Here is a 20,748-nt window from a genome sequence, read left to right on the forward strand (position 1 = left end):
AGCATTCATGAAGACAGAGACCGCAGCAATGCCGCACCGCTCTAAGAAAGAGCAGCTGCACCGGCTGGCTTCGGCCGCCTATTGGGTGGAATTTTCGAAAAAATGGTTGTGGGTGATCGCCCGTTTTGTGCTGGTCTTCGGCATATCGTTCGTCATTCTGTACCCGATCCTGCTGAAGCTGTCGATTGCGTTCAAGAGTATGGACGATTTGTATGATTCCACCGTGATCTGGGTACCGCAGGCGTTCACCCTGGAGAACTTCAGGCTCGTATTCAAGGCGATGAACTATCCGGCAGTACTGCGGAATACCATGCTGTTGTCCTCAGCGGTCATGGTGCTTCAGACCATCATCTGTGTGCTGGCCGGTTACGGCTTTGCCCGGATTAAGTTCAAGGGGAGCGGGCTGCTGTTCGCGGCAGTGATCTTTACGATCCTTGTCCCGTCCCAGACGATCATGATCCCGCTGTACCTGCACTTCAAGAACTTTGACCTGTTCGGCCTGATTGAGCTGTTCACGGGGAAGCCGGCGAATCTGATTAATACGTATTGGCCGTTTATCATTTCTTCAATGCTCGGGATGGGCGTTAAGACAGGGCTGTATGTCTATATTTTCCGCCAGTTCTTCAAGGGCATTCCACGGGAGATTGAGGAAGCGGCCTATGTGGACGGAGCAGGCTATTTCACCACCTTCGCCCGGGTGATTCTGCCCAATGCCATTCCGTCTATGGTAACGGTGATGCTGTTCTCCTTCGTGTGGCAGTGGAATGACTCATTCTTCACCAATATGTATCTGAATGAACCGAAGGTCATGTCATCGATGATGTCATCGGCCGGCTACGGCATAGCTACCTACATGACCGGCGGCGGACAGGCGGCGAATTCGCTCGTTCAAGACCCGTTCTTCATGTCCATGATGATGAATACCAGTGTGCTGATGGCGATTCTGCCGCTAATTATTCTCTATGTATTCGTTCAGCGGCATTTCGTAGAGAGTGTGGAGCGTTCCGGTCTGGTCGGTTAGGAGGAGGATAGGAGCATGAAGCGGCTGGCAGTTACGGCGGTTATCGGCGTTGTTCTAGTGTGTGTTGTTGTTGTTGTTGTTGTTGTAGTTCTGTTCAGTAATAGGAAAGAGGAGGAAATCCCTGTGCAGCACCAGAAACCGCCGGATGCGGCAGTGACGATAGACGGCAAGCTCCGCTATCAGACTATCGATAACTTTGGCGCGTCCGACGCCTGGTCCATGGACCCCCTGGGGAAGGAGTGGACCGAAGAGAATAAGAACAAGGTGGCAGATTTGCTGTTCTCACGCAGCAGAGGGATCGGGCTGTCGGCCTGGCGCTTCAATATAGGCGCAGGCTCGGCGGAGACCGATCAGGCAATCATTCCAGATCCGTGGCGGAGAACGGAAGCCTTCAAACTAACGGAGGAAGGGCCGTACGACTGGAGCAGGCAGGCAGGCCAGCAGTGGTTCCTGCGCGCGGCCAAGGAGCGCGGAGTCGAATCCCTGATCGCCTTCGTCAATAGCCCGCCAGTCTGGATGACCCGCAACGGCCATGCCCAGCCTGATCCGGAGGTAGGCTCCAGTAATTTGAAGGAAGGCTCTGAAGCTGCCTTCGCCTCCTTCCTGATTGAGGTGCTGGAGCATTTCAAGCAGGAGGGCCTTGAATTCGATTATATCAGTCCCGTTAACGAGCCGACCTGGGACTGGAATCATGAAAAGCAGGAAGCCAGCCGGTACAACAATGACGACCTGAAGCGGGTGATTCTGGAGCTGCATGCCCAGCTCCGTGCCAGCTTGCTGGAAGCACAGATCAGTGCCCCGGACGGAGTGGAGATTAATTCTCTGCTCGATGACGAGCGCTACCGGGAGTTCGCGGGCAGCGGCGTCTATTCCAGCGGGGCTAACAGCCTTGGGCTGGGGAAATACCGTGAATACATTAAGGACCTGCTGGGTGATCCTGTGCTGAAGGAAGCGGTAGGCAACAAGATTGCCTCGCATTCCTACTGGTCCGATTACAGCCATTCCGGCGATGACCGCCTGGTGAAGCTAAGACAGCTGCTGGAGCGCAATCTGAAGCAATATGATCCGCAGGCCAAATACTGGGTTACCGAATACTGCATTATGGGCGATTACGGCCCGGGGCGGGATTTGGGGATGGAGCCGGCACTACAGGTGGCGCGCACCATTCACTTCGATCTGACCGAGGCGGATGCAGCCGCATGGCAGTGGTGGACCGCAGTGTCCAAGGTAGATTACAAGGACGGCTTGCTGTACACCGACTACAATCAGCCTGGAGACGGGCAGAACATCCTGACCTCGAAGATCTTGTGGTCGCTCGGCAATTACAGCAAGTTCATCCGCCCCGGAGCGGTGCGGATTGCGCTCTCCGGTCTGAGCCAGGACGCCGGAAGCGAGCTGCTCGGCTCGGCTTACATACACGAGGAGGAGCAGAGCATGACGGCGGTGCTGGTGAATGACAGCCTGGAGGAGAAGCGGGTGCAGCTCACGCTGAGCGGGCTTGGGCTGAAGGCTTCGGCCTTGCGTTCCTATGTAACCAATGAGCAGCTGGATCTGGCTCGCGGCGGGGATCTGGCCGTTGATGTAGCTGCTGATGGGACAGCAGATGGGGAGCAGGTATTCCAGGCCTTGATTCCGGCCAAGTCGGTGGTGACCCTGGTGGCAGGCGGGCCGGAGCTAGAGGAGCAGGCAGGCCAGCCGGGTGAGGTTGCCGGAACTCAGGTTACCGGGACTCAAGCTGCACAGGACATTCCGGCGGCAGCGGACTATGCGGGCTATCTGTTCAGCTATTTCACAGGCGAAGGGACCGGGGACGGCGAGCAGGTATATTTCGCCCTCAGCGAAGGCAATGACCCGCTGTATTGGCAGGAGCTGAACGGCGGGAAGCCTGTGCTAATCTCCCCCTTGGGCAACAAGGGAGTCAGAGATCCCTTCATCATCCGTTCACCTGAAGGGGGACAGTTCTATCTGATTGCCACCGATCTGAAGATCAACGGCAATTGGGATTGGGGCGCAGCCCAGACACAGGGCAGCCGGTCGATCATTGTGTGGGAATCGGATAATCTCGTGGACTGGTCGGAGCCTTGGGAAGCCAAGGTCTCACCTGAGGAAGCGGGGAATACCTGGGCACCTGAGGTGATCTATGACCAGGAGAGCGGAGAATATATCGTATTCTGGGCCTCGCGGATGTACGCCGATTCTACTCACACCGGGGACGCCTACCAGACAATCATGTACAGCAAGACACGCGATTTCCGCGCGTTCACAGAGCCGCAGGTCTATATGGACTACGGGTATTCGATCATTGATACCACTATGGCGGCATATAACGGGAAGATTTACCGATTCACCAAGGATGAGCGCGAGCAAGGCCCGGAATCCCCTTTTGGCAAAATGGTGTTCCAGGAGTCCCTGGATTCAATATTTGCGCCTGAGGTGAAGCTGCTAAGCGGGAGTGTCGGCGGACTAAAGGGCATTGAAGGGCCAACCCTGTTCAAATCCAATACAGAGAAGAAGTGGTATCTGTTTGTGGATGAATTCGGAGGGAGAGGGTACATCCCGCTGGAGACGGAAGATCTTGATTCGGGTAAGTGGACGGTATCCACTGATTATGAGCTGCCGGCCAGCCCCCGCCATGGAACGGTAATTCCGGTCACCCGGCGTGAGTACGACGCTCTGAACGCCAAGTTCAGGCAGTGAATTCAGCCTGGCTTAGCGTGGCAAGTGGAAACGGCATTGCCGTCCTTTTAAAGGACGGTACCGTTTCAGCGAGAAATAGAAGGATAAGTTATCGTGTGGAACATATAAATTCTTATATTTTAAATAAAAACAGGTTCACCCTTGCCATTACGGCAGAGGTGAACCTGTTTGCTTAGAGCATCATGCTGAAGGCAGATGCTTATTTCGCGCTTTCGTAACGCTTGCCGACTTCTTCCCAGTTCACTACGTTCCAGAACGCCTTGATGTAGTCAGGACGTTTGTTCTGGTAGTTCAGGTAGTAGGCATGCTCCCATACATCTAGGCCGAGGATTGGAGTTGCGCCTTCGCTGATCGGGTTGTCCTGGTTCGGTGTGCTGGTTACGGCAAGCTTGCCGTCCTTTACAACGAGCCAAGCCCAGCCGCTGCCGAAGCGTGTAGTAGCTGCAGCCGCGAAGTCTTCCTTGAATTTATCGAAGCCGCCCAGCTCGCTGTCAATGGCAGCAGCCAGTGCGCCGGTTGGTGCGCCGCCGCCATTCGGTCCAATCACTTCCCAGAACAGGGTGTGGTTGGCATGTCCACCGCCGTTGTTGCGGACCGCTGTGCGGATCGCTTCCGGTACAGCGTTCAGGTCGGTCAGAAGCTCATCGATGCTTTTGTTTTGCAGTTCGGGTGCCTTTTCCAGTGCGGCGTTCAGGTTCGTCACATAAGTGTTATGGTGCCTGTCATGATGAATCTCCATCGTCAATGCGTCGATGTGTGGTTCAAGTGCGTTGTTCGGATACGGAAGTGCCGGTAATTGAAAAGCCATGGAAAAATCCCTCCTGATTATATGTTGGTTTGGGTATATATCCGTTGAGATACTATTATTAAAACGCATCTGGAACAATAATGCAACATTAAATAAACAAAAATGTTTAAAAAGTATTTTCCCGTCCCCAGCTCACTGAAAGTGTTAAGGCTGTGTTAAACTAGTGAGGCTTCGTAACCGGGACGTTTTGACTACTGTAATCTCCTAATAGATGTTAAATATGAAACTATATTGAATGTAAACGCTTCATATCAAGCGCTTTCAAAAGAAAAATGATGATAACGCGAGAAAAGTGTGCTTTAATAGAGACAAAAGCAGGTATTCCTCGGTTTTTGATGCTTTTTTCCACTTTATGCTGTTATGGAAACTCCTTCTTTTTGTAAAATCATAAGCCATAGAAAAGGGAGACTTGAAAGTATGCACGTTCGTTCCTTTCAATTAAGCGATGTAACTCCAGTGACTGAATTGCTGCAGACCGCATTATCGGAAGAATGTTTCGAGAGCACGATCGAGCCTTTCTCCAGGCAATTGTCATGGGATTCTGATCTCATTGTAGTTGCTGAGGATGAAGGAGAAATCATCGGTGCGCTGATTGGTACGATTGAGAAGAATCACGGCTGTTATTTCCGCATTGCCGTCCATCCGGATTACCGCCGCAGAGGAGTCGGTAAGAGTCTTGTAACGGCTATGGAGAGCAGATTTCAGGCGCGGAAGGTCAGCGGCATTTATGTTGCCGTCGATGAACACAATTCTTTTGCAATGCCTCTATATGAAGCCATGGGTTATGACGAGAACCACATTTTCAAATCCGTGCGCAAGCTGAGCATTGTCGGGTAACTGTTGTTGAACCGCTGCTGTAAGCGGAATCAAAGGTCAGAGTAGAGAACTGTTGCAGGGCGGATACTTTGAATATGGGTATTCCTGCATAGTCTGTTTCATTATACTAAAGCATATCTTCCCTATGTCCATTGCAAATGGGCGGGAGATATGCTTTTCTATTGTTAAGGAACGGATAACCCAATCGAAGCAAGTAGGTGGCCTATGAACCGGGAGCTTGAAGAAGATTTCATGCGGAGCCGCAGACAAAGATACAGATCAGTGACGCATAACAAGTCCAGACAGAAGTCCCGAAGAACGTGGATCAAGGATATGCGGGAGTGGATCATTACGGCGGGGATTGTGTTCGCTGTGATGTCGCTGCTTAATATCTATGTGTTCAACGTGTCAACTGTAATCGGCCAATCCATGGAGCCTACCCTCTATCAGGGGGAGAAGCTGATTATTAATAAAATCGCCCTCAGCTTCGGGAATCCGGGCCGCGGGGAGGTTGTCGTCCTTCATGATCCCAGTACGGGACCCAGCCGCAAGGAATATCTGGTCAAGCGGGTGATCGGCATTCCCGGCGACATTATTGAAGTACGGAACCAGCAGCTCTATCTCAACGGCAAGCTGCTGGATGAGCCATATATCGATACGTCTATAGAAGATCCCGATTTCAGCAGTCTGACCGTGCAGGCGGGGACCTACTTCGTCATGGGGGACAACCGGCATGCCGGAGCCAGCAAGGACAGCCGTTATTTCGGCGCTGTCGCAGGGGAGAGTATTGTGGGTAAGGTCTCCCTGATCTGGTGGCCTCTCTCTAAGATGAAGGCCCTGTAGAGCAACCTTATTCAATCTATAAAGGAGAGGCGGATATGCATCTCAACATCCAGAAAGGCTACGCTCCGCCTCCTTCCAAATGGGAGGAACTTAAGGCTGAGATTAAGGCGGCTGCAGCTGCGCTCGGTATCGATGATATCGGGTTCACCACTGCGGAGCCGTTTTTATATTTGAAGAACATTCTTCAGGAGCATCGGGACAAGGGGTACGAATCCGGCTTCGAGGAACCTGACCTGGACAAGCGGACGGTTCCCGCCCTCCAGTCCGGGGAGCAGCCGCTCTCCATCATTGCGATTGCCGTGGCCTATCCCTCCAAGATGGAGAATCCGCCCAAATCCGAGCCGGGTGCACGCAGAGGCATTCTGGCCCGCGCCTCCTGGGGCCAGGATTACCATCATGTCCTTCGTGAAGCGCTGGCGAAGCTGGAGAGCTTCATCCGTGAGCGTGTCCCGGATGCTGTGCTGGAGAGCATGGTGGATACGGGAGCGCTGGTAGACCGGGCAGTAGCGGAGCGGGCAGGGATCGGCTTCAGCGCCAAGAATTGTGCGATTATCTCTCCCAAGTGGGGATCATGGATCTATCTGGGGGAGATGGTGACGAATCTCCCGCTGCCTCCAGACCAGCCTGTGGAGGAGGGCTGCGGCGACTGCACCAAATGCATCGATGCCTGTCCTACCGGCGCGCTGGTCGGACCGGGACAGCTCAATGCCCAGGCCTGCATCTCCTTCCTGACCCAGACCAAGGGCTTCCTGAGCGAGAACTATATGACCAAGATCGGGAACCGGCTCTACGGCTGCGATACCTGCCAGATTGTCTGTCCGCAGAACCGCGGCAAGAACTGGGACCACCGCCCGCAGCTTCTGCCTGATCCTGAAGTGGTCAAGCCGCTGCTGATGCCGATTCTGGATCTCAGCAACCGGGGGTTCAAGGAGAAATTCGGCAGCAGCTCCGCCGCCTGGCGCGGCAAGAATCCGATCCAGCGCAATGCGGTCATCGCGCTGGGCAACTTCAAGGAGGCATCGGCCGTGCCGAAGCTGACTGAGATTGTGCTGAAGGAGACGCGGCCGGTGATGCGCGGGACGGCTGCCTGGGCGCTCAGCCGCATCGGCGGCGAAGAGGCGCTTGCGGCAGTCGAGCAGGCGCTGGAGAGCGAAGAGGACGCTACGGTGCGCGACATGCTGGAGCGGGCCGCAGGCAAGCTGCGCGAGCAGAGAGCAGCGGACGGGAAATGAACCGGCTGCCAGCGGGATTTGCCAATTGCTGTCCAGTTGTTGAAATGCTATGATAGATTCGCGTGCCTGAACAGGGTTATCGCCAGACAATAGAGTACAAAGGTGGATTACAGATGAATATTGCATTGCCTATTATTACGCTTGTGGTAGGTCTGATCGGCGGATTCTTCATCGGCGTATATTATCTGCGCAGACAGATGACAACGATGCAGAATGATCCTGAAATGCTGCAGAAGGTTGCCAAGCAAATGGGGTACAACCTGAACGGGAAGCAAATGCAGCGAGCCCAGCAGATGATGAAGAACGGCAATCCGCCGGGGCGTCCCGCTGCGGGCAAAGGACAGTCCCGCAAGAAGTAATAATGATGATCGTATGAAATAGATAAGAGTCAGCTGCAGGTGCGGAAGGGGGGAGTTTTCATGGGGGGCATCAAGGAGTACAAGAACGGGAAGGTTTCTGTAAACCGTGAGCAGATTGAGTATCATGTAGAGAAGATTCTGGAATTAATCGGTGAGGATACGAGCCGTGAAGGCCTGCTGGAAACACCGGCCAGAGTGACCCGGATGTATGAAGAGATCTTCGGCGGTTATTCCGTTGATCCGCGTGAAGCGCTGGGCGTCACCTTCGACGAGTCTCATGAAGAGCTGGTCATTGTGAAGGATATTGTCTACTATAGCCAATGCGAGCATCACATGGCTCCATTCTTCGGCAAGGTGCATATCGGTTATGTGCCTAGCGGCCGCATTGCCGGACTCAGCAAGCTGGCCCGGCTCGTGGAAGCGGTCAGCCGCCGGTTACAGGTGCAGGAGCGCATCACAGCCCAGATCGCCGACATCATGACAGAGGTGCTAAATCCGCACGGTGTCATGGTTGTAGTCGAAGGGGAGCATCTGTGCATGTGTGCCCGGGGTGTGAAGAAGCCGGGCAGCAAGACGGTTACGATGGCCACCCGCGGCACCTTCCGTGAGGACGCTGCGGCAAGGGCCGAATTCCTGGCCTTGATCAAGGAATAAAGCCGGAGCCGGGAAGGATAAGCTTGCCGGACCGGCCCTGCAAGCGCAAAAGCCCGCCTGCCACTTCAACAGTGGCGGCGGGCTTTTGCGCGCGAAGGTGCGTGGCTCAAATGTATGCGGAAAACAGCATACATTTGCTGGCACGCAGGCATGTGGCCCGAATGTATGCGGAAAATAGCATACATTTGTTAGCGCGCAGGCATGTGGCCCCAATGTATGCGGAAAATAGCATACATTTGCTAGCGCGCAGGCATGTGGCCCGAATGTATGCGGAAAACAGCATACATTGTGCTCGCAAGCAGGCGCACGGACCGAATGTATGCGGAAAACAGCATACATTGTGCTCGCAAGCAGGCGCACGGACCGAATGTATGTGAAAAACAGTATACATTGTGCTCGCGCGAAGGTGTGTGACCCAATACTCCACGGCTTCTAATAAATTTAGAGAAACTCTGCAAGAAGTGCAACAATGCTACTCCATACAAACAGCCGGTGAGAGTGAACAACCTCAGAATTGGCCAGAGATACGCAGAACGCCGCCATGAGAGGGAGAAGTTCATCAGAATGTATGCGAAAGACGAATACAATGTGCCGCGCTGAAGGTGCGCGGGCTTGTTGTATGCGGAAAACGAATACACCACAGAGCCTCAGAAAGGTTGCCAGACCAGCTTGCGGGCAGCCCCGTAGCGCTCGGCGACATAAGGCCAGTTCACGACTCTCCACCAGTCCTGGATGTAATCTGCACGGTTGTTCTGATGCTTGAGGTAATAGGCATGCTCCCACACATCGAGCGCCAGCAGCGGAACGACATCCCATTGGGACAGATTCTGATGCTTCTCAGCCGTCAGAATCTCCAGTCTGCGGCTGCGCGGGCTCCAGACCAGAATAGCCCATCCGCCGCCCTCGACTTTACCCGCGGCCTCAGTGAACTGGGCCTTGAAGGCATCATAGCTTCCGAAGCTGCGTTCTATAGCGTCCAGCAGGGCGCCGGAGGGGCGGCCGCCTCCTTGCGGGGACATGACATTCCAGAAGATCGTATGCAGATAGTGTCCGGCCCCATTGAAGGCAAGCTCCCGCTCCCAATGCTTAACCAGATCATAGTCGCCACTCAGGCGCGCTTCCGCCAGCTTGTTCTCGGCCTTGTTCAGCCCGTCTACATAGCTCTGGTGATGCTTGTCGTGATGAATGATCATCGTCTTCTCGTCAATATACGGCTCCAGAGCATTATAGGCATAAGGCAGAGGGGGAAGCGTATGCCCGCCGATGGGAACCGAGCCTGCCTCGCGGGATTCCCATAACGGAACTGCGAAGCTTCCTGTTCCCTGGAGACTGTCTCCGCCTGCAGCAGGAGCGGGTGAAGGAGCGGGTTCACCCTGTTCCGTCGGATTCATCCGCAGCATTCCGGGTCCGTAGTCCGCAGGAGTCAGAGCGGCCAGTACAGCGAGGAAGTATTCGGACTCCCGGATGAAGTGCAGCAGCGTGGTTCCCGCCAGGGGGAAGGCATTGACGGCGGCGCTGGCCTCCTTCATGGCCTTCAGGTGCCGGATGAATTCGGCGGACTGGTCGCAGGCGGTGTGCAGCAGCCGCCCGGCTTCGGCAGATGGACTCCCCGGACCGCCTGCGTCCGGTGCCTGGGGACTAGCGAGCAGCTGCTGCGCCGTCTGTTCTGTAGCTAGGAAGACAATGGCCCAGTCCTCCAGCAGCTTTACATAAGGCTCCTCCAGGCGTGGGATGATCTGGATCAGGACCTCGGCATGCTCCTTCTCCTGATTTTTCCAGAAGGCAATCTCCCCTAGAATCTGTACTGGCGGCGGTGCAACGAATACATATGGCATGACATGCAGTCCTCCCGTCCTAAAGTTTCATCGGTCCATTATATGCCGGAGAAGGACAGCTTATGAGACTGGCCTGCGAGGGGAATTGCGGCGGATGGATTGGAGGTCCTGTGCCCCGCACAGTAAAAAGGCATGCACAGAATGTATCACAGGATACATCTGCACATGCCGTAGGTAACGATAAGATGCTATTTGCTTGCGGTGGGGTTGCCTTGGCTCCCGCTGATCTGGGCTAGCTGCACATTCCCGAGAAAAGCGGATACCCGCCGCAGATACTCACGCGGGTGCTCGCGGAACAGCAGCTCATGATGGCTGTCCTCCACGATCCATGAATCCGAATACGGATTGCTCTGGTTCGCCGCCAGCTCCTCGGCAATCGGATAAGGTGCCTTATCGTCCTTGGTGCCGTGCATGAACAGTACCGGGAACGGATAATCCTCCGATTTGACCTTGGAGTAAGGAATCTGATTCAGTCCTGTGCCGTTCAGCACCGGGAAGAGCATCTCCATAATCTCCAGCGAAGGCTGGCGGGGAAGATTGATGTTCTGCTTGATGTTATGGTACAGGGTGTCCGGCTCCAGCAGGAAGGTGCTGTCCAGAATCATCGCGTCCACATCTTTGGTTACAAGTCCAGCTTGCAGGGCGGTGCCTGCGCCCATCGAGAAGCCCCAGACCACAATCTGGTCTGCCCCCTGCTCCTTGGCGAACTCAATGGCTCCGAGCAGCTGCTGGGATTCTTTTTTGCCGCCGGTTGCGATATCCCTGTCGGTCTTGGAGGCGAAGCCGTAGTCGAACATGACGACATTGAATCTCAGGCTGTGCGCGTAGTGGGCCAGATCATACATGGGAACCCAGCTCTCCTCGCGGTTCGCACCATAGCCGTGACTGAAAACAATAGTTTTGGTGGCTCCTTTGGAAGGAATATACCATCCCTCCATCATCCGGCTGCCGTCCTTGGCAGGGAAGCTGATATCCTCGTAGGCGAGCCCCTTGGCCTGATAAGGATTAGAGTAGAGCGGGGCTACGGTAGGATTCGAGAGTACCCAGGCGATATAGGCATGCAGGGCGATGAAGCAGAATACAAAGAAGAAGAATACGGATAACAGCAGGGCCACAATGATGTGCTTGACGCGTATCATCCGAAGTGGAATTAGTGGTGACGAAGCGGGCTTACCCTCGTTAGGCATACGGGAGACCGGCGCGCCGGGATGACTAGTTGCCAGATTCATAAGGTCCCCTCCTGGAAAGTTTCAAGATTCAGAGCATGAATAGTTCATATATTTAATCGTAAATTTATGCCCTTACAAAGTCAATGGAAATGGTTCTTTTGTAATGTAACTGTAAACTGCGGACGGCTGATTATGGATACGGAATCTGCTGGACTTTATTTAGGCTTTTGCACTAAGATAGGGATATCTTAATAATTATGTAACCGGGTTTCAATAGGTGAAACATGTGAAGGGGAGATCGGGGTGGAAGACCGGAAGCTGACTGTACGCGCCGTAGAACGTGCGCTGGATATATTACTGTGCTTCACTCAGGATAATGATGATTACGACCTTAGTCTGACGGAGATCTCTGCGAAGATCGGCCTGCATAAAAGCACAGTGCACCGCCTGCTGACCACACTGGAGGAGAAGGGCTTCCTGCAGCGGGATGAGGGGACGGACAAATACCGCCTGGGCATCCGCATCTGGGAGCTGTCCACACATCTCCCGACGCTGAACGAGCCGGCGGTGCTTCTGCTGCCCGCCATGGAGCGGCTGCGCGACCGCCTGGGAGAGACGGTCAGCCTGTATCTGCGCGACAATCTGGAGCGAGTGCGCATTCAGGCGGTGCAGAGCCGGCAGGCTATACGCCGGGTAGCCCAGATCGGGGCAAGGCTGCCGCTCTCGGTAGGCGCATCAAGCAAGGTTCTGGCTGCTTACGCGCCGCCGGAAGTGCAGGTCCGGCTGCTGGCCGACCCCGCATGGCCGGACAGTGTAGACCGCAGCCAGTACCTGGAGCAGCTGAAGGAGATCACCCGCTGCGGCTATGCAACTAGCTTCGAGGAACGGGAGCCGGGAGCGGCAGCCGTGGCTGTGCCCATCGCCGGACGGGCCGGGGGCGTGGTAGCAGCGCTCTCGATGTCCGGCCCGGTCAGCCGTTTGTCGCGGGAGACTCTGGAGGAATATGCTGTCATTTTGGCTGAGGCTGCTGCTGAAATGGGCCTAATGATGGGCTGATCTGAGGCCTCCGGCAGCAGATTTATGAAGGAAAACTTTAGGACATACAGGCTATTCAGTCTTCGTCATTCATTGTATATCTAGTTAAAATGAACTATCATTAGTAATGATTAGCTAAATTAAGAGTGAAGATATAATAGGAATCCAGGGGCACGAGGTGATGGGATGAAAGTGGCTATACCCGATTCACTGATGGGAGAAATTCAAGAGCTGCAGGATACGTTCGGCTCTGTTACGGGCCAGGCGCTTGTGCTTACGGATCAGGCTGGGAATGTGGTTACGCGCCCGACGCTTTCCGGAATATTCTATCAGAAGATGTTTAAATCTATACAGGTCATAGAGCGTCCCTTCGAGCCTGCATTGCTCAGAATGGGCCCCTTATCATATCCTGCCGTACTTGAAGAGTGGGTCCCCGGACTGAAGTATGTGGTCAGTCCGCTGGTTCCAGACTATGGGCAGACGTACTATTTATGGTCCGGCTTATATATGGAAGAAGGTACGCGCGGGCTTGTGCTGCAGGCGTTCGAGGCCAAGATGCGGAAACACCCCGACTATGAGATGTTGAAGGATGTACTGGCCGCCATGCCTGAGCTTAGCCGGGAAGGCATCGTCAGCATCAGGGGGAAATTGAGTGTGCTCGGGAATGTGCTCTCCAAATTGCTGGCGGGGTGCGCAGTGAAGCCGCTGGAACAGAGACGCAGCCTGGTGATTACCCAGCTGTTATCCAATCTGGAGAGTGAGTTCCTGAAGATAGAGGTTGTGCTGCAACAGATGGCCGGTATGTTCTCTGATGCGGAGCTGTATGCCTTTGCCCAAGAGGAGGAGGCCGGACAGTTCAAGGTCAAATATTCTGCCGGCAAAGAAGCAGGACTTCTCATGAATGCCGGGTTCCAGCAGGGAGACGGCTTCCTGGGACAGGCAGTTCTGGGCAGGGAGCCCCGGCACTGGCAGGACATTGCCCAAGATCCGAGATCGTTATTCTTCACTCAGCGCGCAATGACGCAGCCGGAATATTTGTCATGCTATCCGCTGAGAATTCACAGCGGGAAGAGGGCATTGCTGCTTGCTGTAGGCTTTGGGAAGAGCCGTCCAATCCAGGATTATGCCCAGTATGAGCAGAATGTTGCTGCGCTCCTGGGCTTATCCGGACGGGGAGAGCAGCTGGTGCAGCGCGAAGCCCTGCGCAGGGAAGCCACCCAGCGCTTGAAGGAGGCTGCCCGCCTGCTGCCGCAGGCCGCATCCACTCAGGAGCTGGGCACTGTGCTGTTGGATATGGTAATGGGCATGCCGTTCTTCCCGTCATCGGTGCTTGTATTCTTCGAGGAGCAGCCGGGGGATACCCATTACGCCAAGGGGTGGAAGCCGGAGGAGATTGCGCCGTATGTCCAGGACCTCCAGTCCCGTTACTCCTCGCAGGCCTTTCTCTCTTCTGCGATCATCAACGGGGAGGCCGAGGGGCAGGTCTTGCTCGAATGTCCGCTGATTGCCGAGAAGGTATTCAAGGGCATTCTGTCAGTGGGCTTCAGACGCCGCAGCGAAGCCGAGGAGTGGCTGTCCTTAACCGGCTGTCTCGCCAGTCTGGCGAGTACTTCGATCCGTCTGATCGAGAAGGAAGCCAGACATATGAAGCAGGCAGGGGTCTTCACCGGACAGACACTTCATTATCTTCGGCTCAGTAATCCCGAGCTGCACCGCCTGTCGGCAGAGGCTTCTGCCATGGCGTATGAGCTTGCCCGTTATACAGGACTGCCGGAGCGGGAGTCAGAGCAGATGAGAACGGCTGCTCTGCTGGCTCCGTTCAGGCTGGATTTCCTGCAGGGCTACGGGTTCTACCCGGAGGAGCTTTCTTTGCTGAAGCAGGTGGACCAGTTTGCTTCGTTCTATTTTCAGATCAATAAGCCTTCGGTCTCTGTCACTGCCCAACTGCTTGCGCTGGTGCTTCATCATGCAGGCAAGGGCGCGGATAAGGAGCTGCTGGCGGACTCGGATCTGGAGTGGCTGGACCCCTCCCGCTTCAACCTGGATGATCATGTGGTCGGGGAGCTGTACAGTGAGCCGCGCACTACCTTCCAATCCTTCTTGCGCAGCCGCTCGGAAGCGATGCCCGCCAAAAGAGGCGTGTCGGCAGGGAAGCTGCTGAACAGTACGGCACTGAAGACGCCCAAGGAGGAATGGGGAATCTCGCCGCGCGAGGAGGAAGTGCTGGAACTGATTATTCAGGGCAAGACGAACAAGGATATTGCCAGCGCCTTGTTTATCAGCGAGCATACCGTCAAGAATCATCTGAGCCGTATTTTTAATAAAATGGACGTAACGGACCGCTCACAGATCATAGCTCTGGTCTACAAAAGAATATTCGATTCCGAGCGTATCGAGATGTCCTGAAAGCCCTCCTGGAGTCACGATTATTCATTTGCTTATGCCCATAACCTATCTTGCTACTTCTCGCTGAAACGAAGCCGTCCTTACTAAGGACGGTTTTTTTGGATATTACATTTTCATACTTTTATTTACCATATTTCGACAGAAAACCGAACACATTGGACTGGGCGCGCCGCGTAGGCCGTGTGTTTATCGCAGTGCCAGACGTATTTTCACAGAAAAACCGAATACAATGGGTGCCGCTGCGCGGAGGGAATGGCCCCATGCATCACAGGCAGTAACATTTTAAGAGGAATCCTGCAAAAAGTGCAACAATACTGCCCCAAAGAAGCGTTCTATGCTGAAATCCTGCACGAAATGCAACAAATCCAGCGCTAACTAACTCTAAATACCGAAAATTCTGCAAAAGATGCAACAATGTATCACAGCCAGTAACATTTTTAGAGAAATCCTGCAAGATGTGCAACAATGCGGCTCCAAGCAAGTGGTCGGTGAGAGAGAAAGCCCGGAATTGGCAAGAGATAGGCGGAGCACCGCCCGGATGGAAGAAACACTTCAAAACGTATGCGAAACCGGCTACAAAAAAGTTCCCGGAGTGTTGTCAGCCTGTCTACTCTGTGATATATTACTATTGATAATGATTATCAATATCATACATATATAGGGGGATTATCTTGCGATACTCTAAACAAAGTCTTGTCCTGATTGTCTTTACTCTCGTCATGGCTGTCCTGCTGGCAGCCTGCGGTTCATCGGGTAATTCCGGCTCTGGCTCCGGGACGGCAGCGAATGCTCCTGCACCTGCAGCTTCTGAAGCACCCACTGCTGCTCCGGCTACTGGCGAACCTTCTGCTGAAGCAGAGATGGTTACCTTCCAGGATAGCGCCGGTGAGGTTCAAGTGCCTAAGAATCCGCAGAGAATCGTGGATACTACAGCCTTTTATACAGGATATCTTCTGGCGCTGGGTGTGAAGCCGGTAGGAGTCATGCAAGGAGCCAAGGATAGTCCCTATCTTGCAGACATGCTTGAAGGTGCAGAAGGGCTTGGTGACGATGTCACCCCGGAGAATATCCTGTCCCTGGACCCTGACCTGATTATTGTGTATACCGGCACAGAAGGCATCGATAAGCTGAAGGAAATTGCGCCTGTGGTACAGATTCAGTATGGCGCCAAGAATTATAAGGATCAGATGCTCGACTACGGCAAGCTGGTGAACAAGAATGATGAAGCTAAGGCCTGGATCGCCCAGTGGGAGGCCCGCATTGCTGAGCTGAAGCCGCAGGTACAGGCTGCTGTTGGTAATAAGACAGTATCTATCCTGAATCCATATGCCAAGGGGCTGTATGTTTTTGGGCATAACTATGGCCGGGGCGGTGAGATTCTGTATGGGGAGTTCGGGCTGAAGGCTCCCGCAGAAGCGCAGAAGGAGGCCATCGACAGCGGAACTGGCTGGGCTTCCATCTCCCTGGAGAAGCTGCCGGACTTTGCCGGAGACATTATCTTCACCTGCCCGTGGTCAGGGGATACTACAGACCCGAAGATTGTCTATGACAATCCGCTGTGGAAGGGGCTTCCGGCGGTCAAGGCAGGGAATGTATTCCAGTTGAACCCTGCTGCCGATACGTACAATGATCCGATCTCTCTGGAGAAGCAGTTGGATTTCATTACGACCAGCCTGCTGTCAGTCAAATAGGGCATTCCTGAAAAAGACAAAAAGCTGCGCCGGTATCAGACTGAAATCTGATACCGGCGCAGCTTGTATAATGATCTAGCCTTATGAAGCCGAATTATTCTACCGGCTGAGCCGCTTCCGAAGCTGTAGCATCTGCCAGCATCTGGCGGAGGACTGTCTGCAGAATACCGCCATTGCGGTAGTAGTCGATGTCTACGGTACTATCGAGACGGGCAATGACCGGGAAGTCGAACTGGGTGCCGTCTTCACGGGTAGCAGTGACTGTCAGCTCCTGTCCGGGAAGGACATGGTTGTCAAGACCGGTAATGTCGAAGGTCTCGCGTCCGGTCAGCCCCATGCTGCTCCAGCCATGGCCTTCCTGGAACTGCAGCGGCAACACGCCCATGCCGACGAGATTGCTGCGGTGAATCCGCTCGAAGCTCTCAGCGATGACTGCCTTAACGCCTAACAGGAGAGTACCCTTGGCGGCCCAGTCGCGGGAGCTGCCTGTGCCGTATTCTTTACCGGCGATAACGATCAGGTTCTGTCCGGCCGACTGGTACAGCATGGAGGCGTCATAGATCGACATGACCTCATCGCTCGGGAGGAAGGTGGTTACGCCGCCTTCTGTTCCAGGAGCCACTGCGTTGCGGATACGGATGTTAGCGAAGGTACCGCGCATCATCACCTCATGATTCCCGCGGCGCGAGCCGTAGGAGTTGAAGTCAGCGCGTTCCACGCCATGACCCCGCAGATATTCCCCGGCTGGACCGGAAGTGGAGATATTCCCGGCTGGCGAGATATGGTCGGTAGTGACGGAATCGCCAAGCAGGGCAAGCACACGGGAGCTCTTGATGTCCTTAATGTCAGAGATACCGTCAGCCAGGTGCTCGAAGAATGGCGGATTCTGAATGTAGGTGGAGTTGTTATCCCATTCATACAGCTCGCCTTCCGGTACCGGAATGTTATTCCAGCGTTCATTGGCTGTGAATACATTCTCGTATTTGCTGCGGAACATTTCCGGACTGAGCGAGAGCCCTATGGCTTCGCGGATCTCGGCTGTAGTCGGCCAGATATCGGCCAGGAAGACAGGCTCACCCTGCGGGTCATAGCCCAGCGGCTCGGTCTTCAGGTCAATATTCACCGTGCCGGCCAGTGCGTAGGCGACAACCAGCGGTGGTGAAGCCAGATAGTTGGCTTTGACCTGGGCATGCACGCGGCCCTCGAAGTTACGGTTCCCGGATATTACGGCGGCAACCGTCATATCATGCTCTGTAATGGCTTCGCTGACTTCATCCGGCAGCGGACCGGAGTTGCCGATACAGGTAGCGCAGCCGTAGCCGGCCAGGTAGAAGCCGAGTGCTTCCAGCGGCTTCAGCAGATCTGCCTTCTGCAGGTATTCCGTAACGACCAGCGATCCGGGAGTCAGGCTGCTTTTGACATAGCCCGGTTTGGTCAGCCCGCGTTCTACAGCCTTCTTGGCAAGCAGTCCTGCGCCCAGCATTACGCTCGGGTTAGAGGTGTTCGTACAGCTCGTGATGGCTGCAATGACTACCGCTCCTGTAGAGAGCTTGCTAGTGCTTCCGTTCTTATGCTGAATCTCAACTTCTTCGGCAATCTTCTCGTCGCTGAGGCCATAGCCGCCTTTGTCGACAGGTGTACGGATAATGCCTTCGAAATTCTCCTTCATATGGGTAAGCTCTACCCGGTCCTGCGGACGCTTAGGTCCGGCCAGGCTGGGAACCACAGAAGCCAGATCCAGCTCAATGACATCGCTGAATGTCGGGTCCGGTGTCTCTGCGGTGCGGAACATACCCTGCGCCTTATAATAATCCCCTACCAGCTCTACCAGTTCATCCGGGCGTCCGGTGCTGCGCAGATAGGCCAGTGTCTCCTCATCTACTGGGAAGAAGCCGACGGTTGCGCCGTATTCAGGAGCCATGTTGGCTACTGTCGCCCGGTCTGCCAGACTGATGTTCGCCAGACCCGGACCGTAGAATTCGACGAATTTGCCGACCACGCCTTTCTTGCGCAGCATTTGGGTAACGGTAAGGGCCAGATCGGTAGCTGTAGCGCCTTCCATCAGACTGCCGGTCAGCTTGAAGCCAACGACATCCGGGGTAACGAAATACAGCGGCTGTCCAAGCATTCCTGCTTCAGCCTCAATTCCGCCGACGCCCCAGCCTACTACGCCAAGGCCGTTAATCATTGTAGTATGGGAGTCCGTGCCGACCAGGGAATCCGGGTAGACAACCGTCTCTCCATCAATGGTCTTGGTGGCCGCAACAGAAGCCAGATACTCCAGGTTCACCTGATGCACAATTCCGGTTGCCGGAGGAACCGCACGGAAATTATTGAAGGCGGTCTGTGCCCAGCGCAGGAAGCGGTAGCGCTCCTCATTACGCTCAAATTCTACGTTCATATTATATTCAAGGGCATCGGCCGTTCCGAACGCATCCACCATAACGGAATGGTCAATGACAAGGTCAACCGGTACAAGCGGGTTGATCTTCTTCGGGTCTCCGCCCGCCTTCTTAACGGTATCGCGCATAGCGGCGAGATCCACAACTACAGGTACGCCGGTGAAATCCTGCAGGACAATCCGGGCAGGAATGAACGGAATTTCCTTATTGCGGTCAATGCCGCCGGACCAGTTGGCCAGCTGCTTGACATGTTCTTCAGTAATTGCCCGTCCGTCATATTGGCGGACAGCCGCTTCGAGTAAGACCTTAATGGAGAATGGCAGGGAGGAAATGTCGCCTGCACCTTGCTCCTCCAGAGCATTCAAATGATAGTAGCGATAAGTTTTGCCACCTGATTTCAGGTTCTTGGCCAATGAAAAATGGTCCTTGCTTGGCATATATGCGCCTCCTCGTTTCATCTGGTGAAACTACATTTCATAATTCCTATACTTTAAGTATAACGTTTACAATGGGGGGAGTAAAGTTTTTTTTGCTCCTTGATGTAAGGTATATTCAGGGTTTCCACGGATGCATAGAACCGCCGGCTCCCTGACTTCCTTGCAGTTAAATCGCTCCCGCTTCCGTATAGGTGCGAGCAATCCTTCATATACATAGGACAGCAGCCATTGTGGCGGTGAAACCGTGAAGGAATATTCTTAGCTTACATCATATACATTCTTATCTGTGAACGAAAGGGCGGAGGATGAATGGAGCAGCAGTGGAAGAAAAGTCTCTATGTCTATGTGGACCAGCTGAACAAGGGGCGGGTTGCACCTGGCGCCGAACCGCGCCATACCACAATTAGGGACCCCCGGTTCCTGGACGAACAGCGCACGCGTTCCCGCCGGATCGCCCAGTGGTACACCCGCCGGGGCATTACTCCGCTGCGCGGGGAGACAGGGGTGCGGACGCTGCGAACCGTGCGGCAGAATCCTGCCGAGGTGGTCGCCGATGTGGCGCTGCACAGCGCCTTCTATTATGAGAAGGGCGGGATGACACACCGTGAGGATGTGGTGGAGTCGGAGCGACTGACCTTTGTACGTGAAAAAGACGGCTGGGAGATTGTGAACGTGGAGCGCCGCGTACCCGAGCGGAATGGGGTGCGCAAGGTGGTGGAGAAAGATCCGGCACTGCGGCTCTCGGAGTGGGGGGAGGCTCTGCCCGATCCGCGTCCGTCCCAGCCGCTGCTGAACCGCCGTGTCCTGAAGGGCGCAAGCGGCGTAAGGGAGGTGCGGTACCGCAGGGAGGAGGCTGCAGCCTATGCCGACCTCTGGTGGAAGGAGGGGAATCCGGAGTTCGAGATTTTTGAGGTGGACTGCACGAATTATGTCTCCCAATGTCTCTTTGCAGGGGGAGCGCCTATCAACTATACTGGTAAAAGAGAAACGGGCTGGTGGTACAAGGGCTATAATGGAGCCCAGGAATGGTGGAGCTTCAGCTGGGCGGTCTCCGACAGCCTGAAGCGTTATCTGAGCGGGAACCGTAGCAGCGGGCTGCGGGCGGAGATTGTCGAGCGGCCGGAGCAGCTTCAGCTGGGCGACATTATTCAGTATGACTGGGACGGCAACGGACATTATCAGCACAGCACGATCGTTACCGCTTTTGATGCTGGCGGGCAGCCGCTGGTGAATGCGCGGACGGTTAGCAGCCGTCACCGTTTCTGGGATTACAAGGATTCCTACGCCTGGACGGACCGGACGGCATATCGTTTTTTTCATATCAATGACTATTTATAGATCAG

At 54.6% G+C, this 20,748-nt stretch carries 14 protein-coding genes and 1 pseudogene; 11 read left to right on the plus strand and 4 right to left on the minus strand.

Annotation, left to right across the window (positions count from 1 at the left end; translation table 11 throughout):
* Nucleotides 1–7: 7 nt before the first annotated feature.
* Both NST69_RS01365 and NST69_RS01370 read left to right on the plus strand, forming a co-directional pair.
* Nucleotides 8–1,021, plus strand: coding sequence for a carbohydrate ABC transporter permease (locus NST69_RS01365; RefSeq protein ID WP_081751074.1), 1,014 nt, complete (start codon nt 8–10; stop codon nt 1,019–1,021).
* Nucleotides 1,022–1,036: 15 nt separating this feature from the next.
* Nucleotides 1,037–3,718 (plus strand): glycoside hydrolase, encoded by a 2,682-nt coding sequence (locus NST69_RS01370; RefSeq protein ID WP_342548269.1) that lies wholly within the window; start codon nt 1,037–1,039, stop codon nt 3,716–3,718.
* 199 nt (nt 3,719–3,917) lie between these two features.
* Here the strand turns inward: NST69_RS01370 and NST69_RS01375 are convergent, their stop codons facing one another.
* Entirely contained in the window at nt 3,918–4,526 is a 609-nt protein-coding gene (locus NST69_RS01375) for a superoxide dismutase (protein WP_036723775.1), read from the minus strand.
* 417 nt (nt 4,527–4,943) lie between these two features.
* Here NST69_RS01375 and NST69_RS01380 point away from each other — a divergent pair, with 417 nt between their 5' ends.
* The 5 genes and pseudogenes from NST69_RS01380 to folE all read left to right on the plus strand — a co-directional run bounded on the left by NST69_RS01380 (nt 4,944) and on the right by folE (nt 8,430).
* Nucleotides 4,944–5,363, plus strand: coding sequence for a GNAT family N-acetyltransferase (locus NST69_RS01380; protein ID WP_036723776.1), 420 nt, complete (start codon nt 4,944–4,946; stop codon nt 5,361–5,363).
* Nucleotides 5,364–5,567: 204 nt separating this feature from the next.
* Entirely contained in the window at nt 5,568–6,185 is a 618-nt protein-coding gene (lepB, locus tag NST69_RS01385; RefSeq protein ID WP_081751075.1) for a signal peptidase I, read from the plus strand.
* 35 nt (nt 6,186–6,220) lie between these two features.
* Nucleotides 6,221–7,414: pseudogene (queG, locus tag NST69_RS01390) on the plus strand (tRNA epoxyqueuosine(34) reductase QueG); the annotation flags it as partial.
* A 116-nt stretch (nt 7,415–7,530) separates the two neighbouring features.
* Entirely contained in the window at nt 7,531–7,776 is a 246-nt protein-coding gene (locus NST69_RS01395) for a YneF family protein (protein WP_036723780.1), read from the plus strand.
* A 60-nt stretch (nt 7,777–7,836) separates the two neighbouring features.
* Nucleotides 7,837–8,430 (plus strand): GTP cyclohydrolase I FolE, encoded by a 594-nt coding sequence (gene folE, locus NST69_RS01400; RefSeq protein ID WP_036723782.1) that lies wholly within the window; start codon nt 7,837–7,839, stop codon nt 8,428–8,430.
* Nucleotides 8,431–9,077: 647 nt separating this feature from the next.
* On the opposite strand, the gene NST69_RS01405 is transcribed toward folE, so the two are convergent.
* Both NST69_RS01405 and NST69_RS01410 read right to left on the minus strand, forming a co-directional pair.
* Nucleotides 9,078–10,265, minus strand: coding sequence for a Fe-Mn family superoxide dismutase (locus tag NST69_RS01405; RefSeq protein ID WP_342548270.1), 1,188 nt, complete (start codon nt 10,263–10,265; stop codon nt 9,078–9,080).
* Nucleotides 10,266–10,453: 188 nt separating this feature from the next.
* Nucleotides 10,454–11,452 (minus strand): alpha/beta fold hydrolase, encoded by a 999-nt coding sequence (locus NST69_RS01410; protein ID WP_245368518.1) that lies wholly within the window; start codon nt 11,450–11,452, stop codon nt 10,454–10,456.
* 285 nt (nt 11,453–11,737) lie between these two features.
* Here NST69_RS01410 and NST69_RS01415 point away from each other — a divergent pair, with 285 nt between their 5' ends.
* From NST69_RS01415 to NST69_RS01425, 3 genes are all read left to right on the plus strand, one after another.
* Nucleotides 11,738–12,490: an IclR family transcriptional regulator gene (locus tag NST69_RS01415; protein WP_036723784.1), complete on the plus strand. Its 753-nt coding sequence runs from the start codon at nt 11,738–11,740 to the stop codon at nt 12,488–12,490.
* A 165-nt stretch (nt 12,491–12,655) separates the two neighbouring features.
* Nucleotides 12,656–14,875 (plus strand): LuxR C-terminal-related transcriptional regulator, encoded by a 2,220-nt coding sequence (locus NST69_RS01420; RefSeq protein WP_342548271.1) that lies wholly within the window; start codon nt 12,656–12,658, stop codon nt 14,873–14,875.
* A gap of 671 nt (nt 14,876–15,546) precedes the next feature.
* Nucleotides 15,547–16,566 (plus strand): ABC transporter substrate-binding protein, encoded by a 1,020-nt coding sequence (locus tag NST69_RS01425; RefSeq protein ID WP_342548272.1) that lies wholly within the window; start codon nt 15,547–15,549, stop codon nt 16,564–16,566.
* Between the two features lie 94 nt (nt 16,567–16,660).
* Here the strand turns inward: NST69_RS01425 and acnA are convergent, their stop codons facing one another.
* Nucleotides 16,661–19,405 (minus strand): aconitate hydratase AcnA, encoded by a 2,745-nt coding sequence (acnA, locus tag NST69_RS01430; protein WP_076084781.1) that lies wholly within the window; start codon nt 19,403–19,405, stop codon nt 16,661–16,663.
* A gap of 309 nt (nt 19,406–19,714) precedes the next feature.
* Here acnA and NST69_RS01435 point away from each other — a divergent pair, with 309 nt between their 5' ends.
* Complete coding sequence (locus NST69_RS01435; protein WP_342548273.1) at nt 19,715–20,743, plus strand: amidase domain-containing protein; 1,029 nt, start codon at nt 19,715–19,717, stop codon at nt 20,741–20,743.
* The last annotated feature ends 5 nt before the right edge of the window (nt 20,744–20,748 follow it).

The sequence above is a fragment of the Paenibacillus sp. FSL P2-0089 genome, from assembly GCF_038595095.1.
Lineage (GTDB): Bacteria > Bacillota > Bacilli > Paenibacillales > Paenibacillaceae > Paenibacillus_AQ > Paenibacillus_AQ silagei.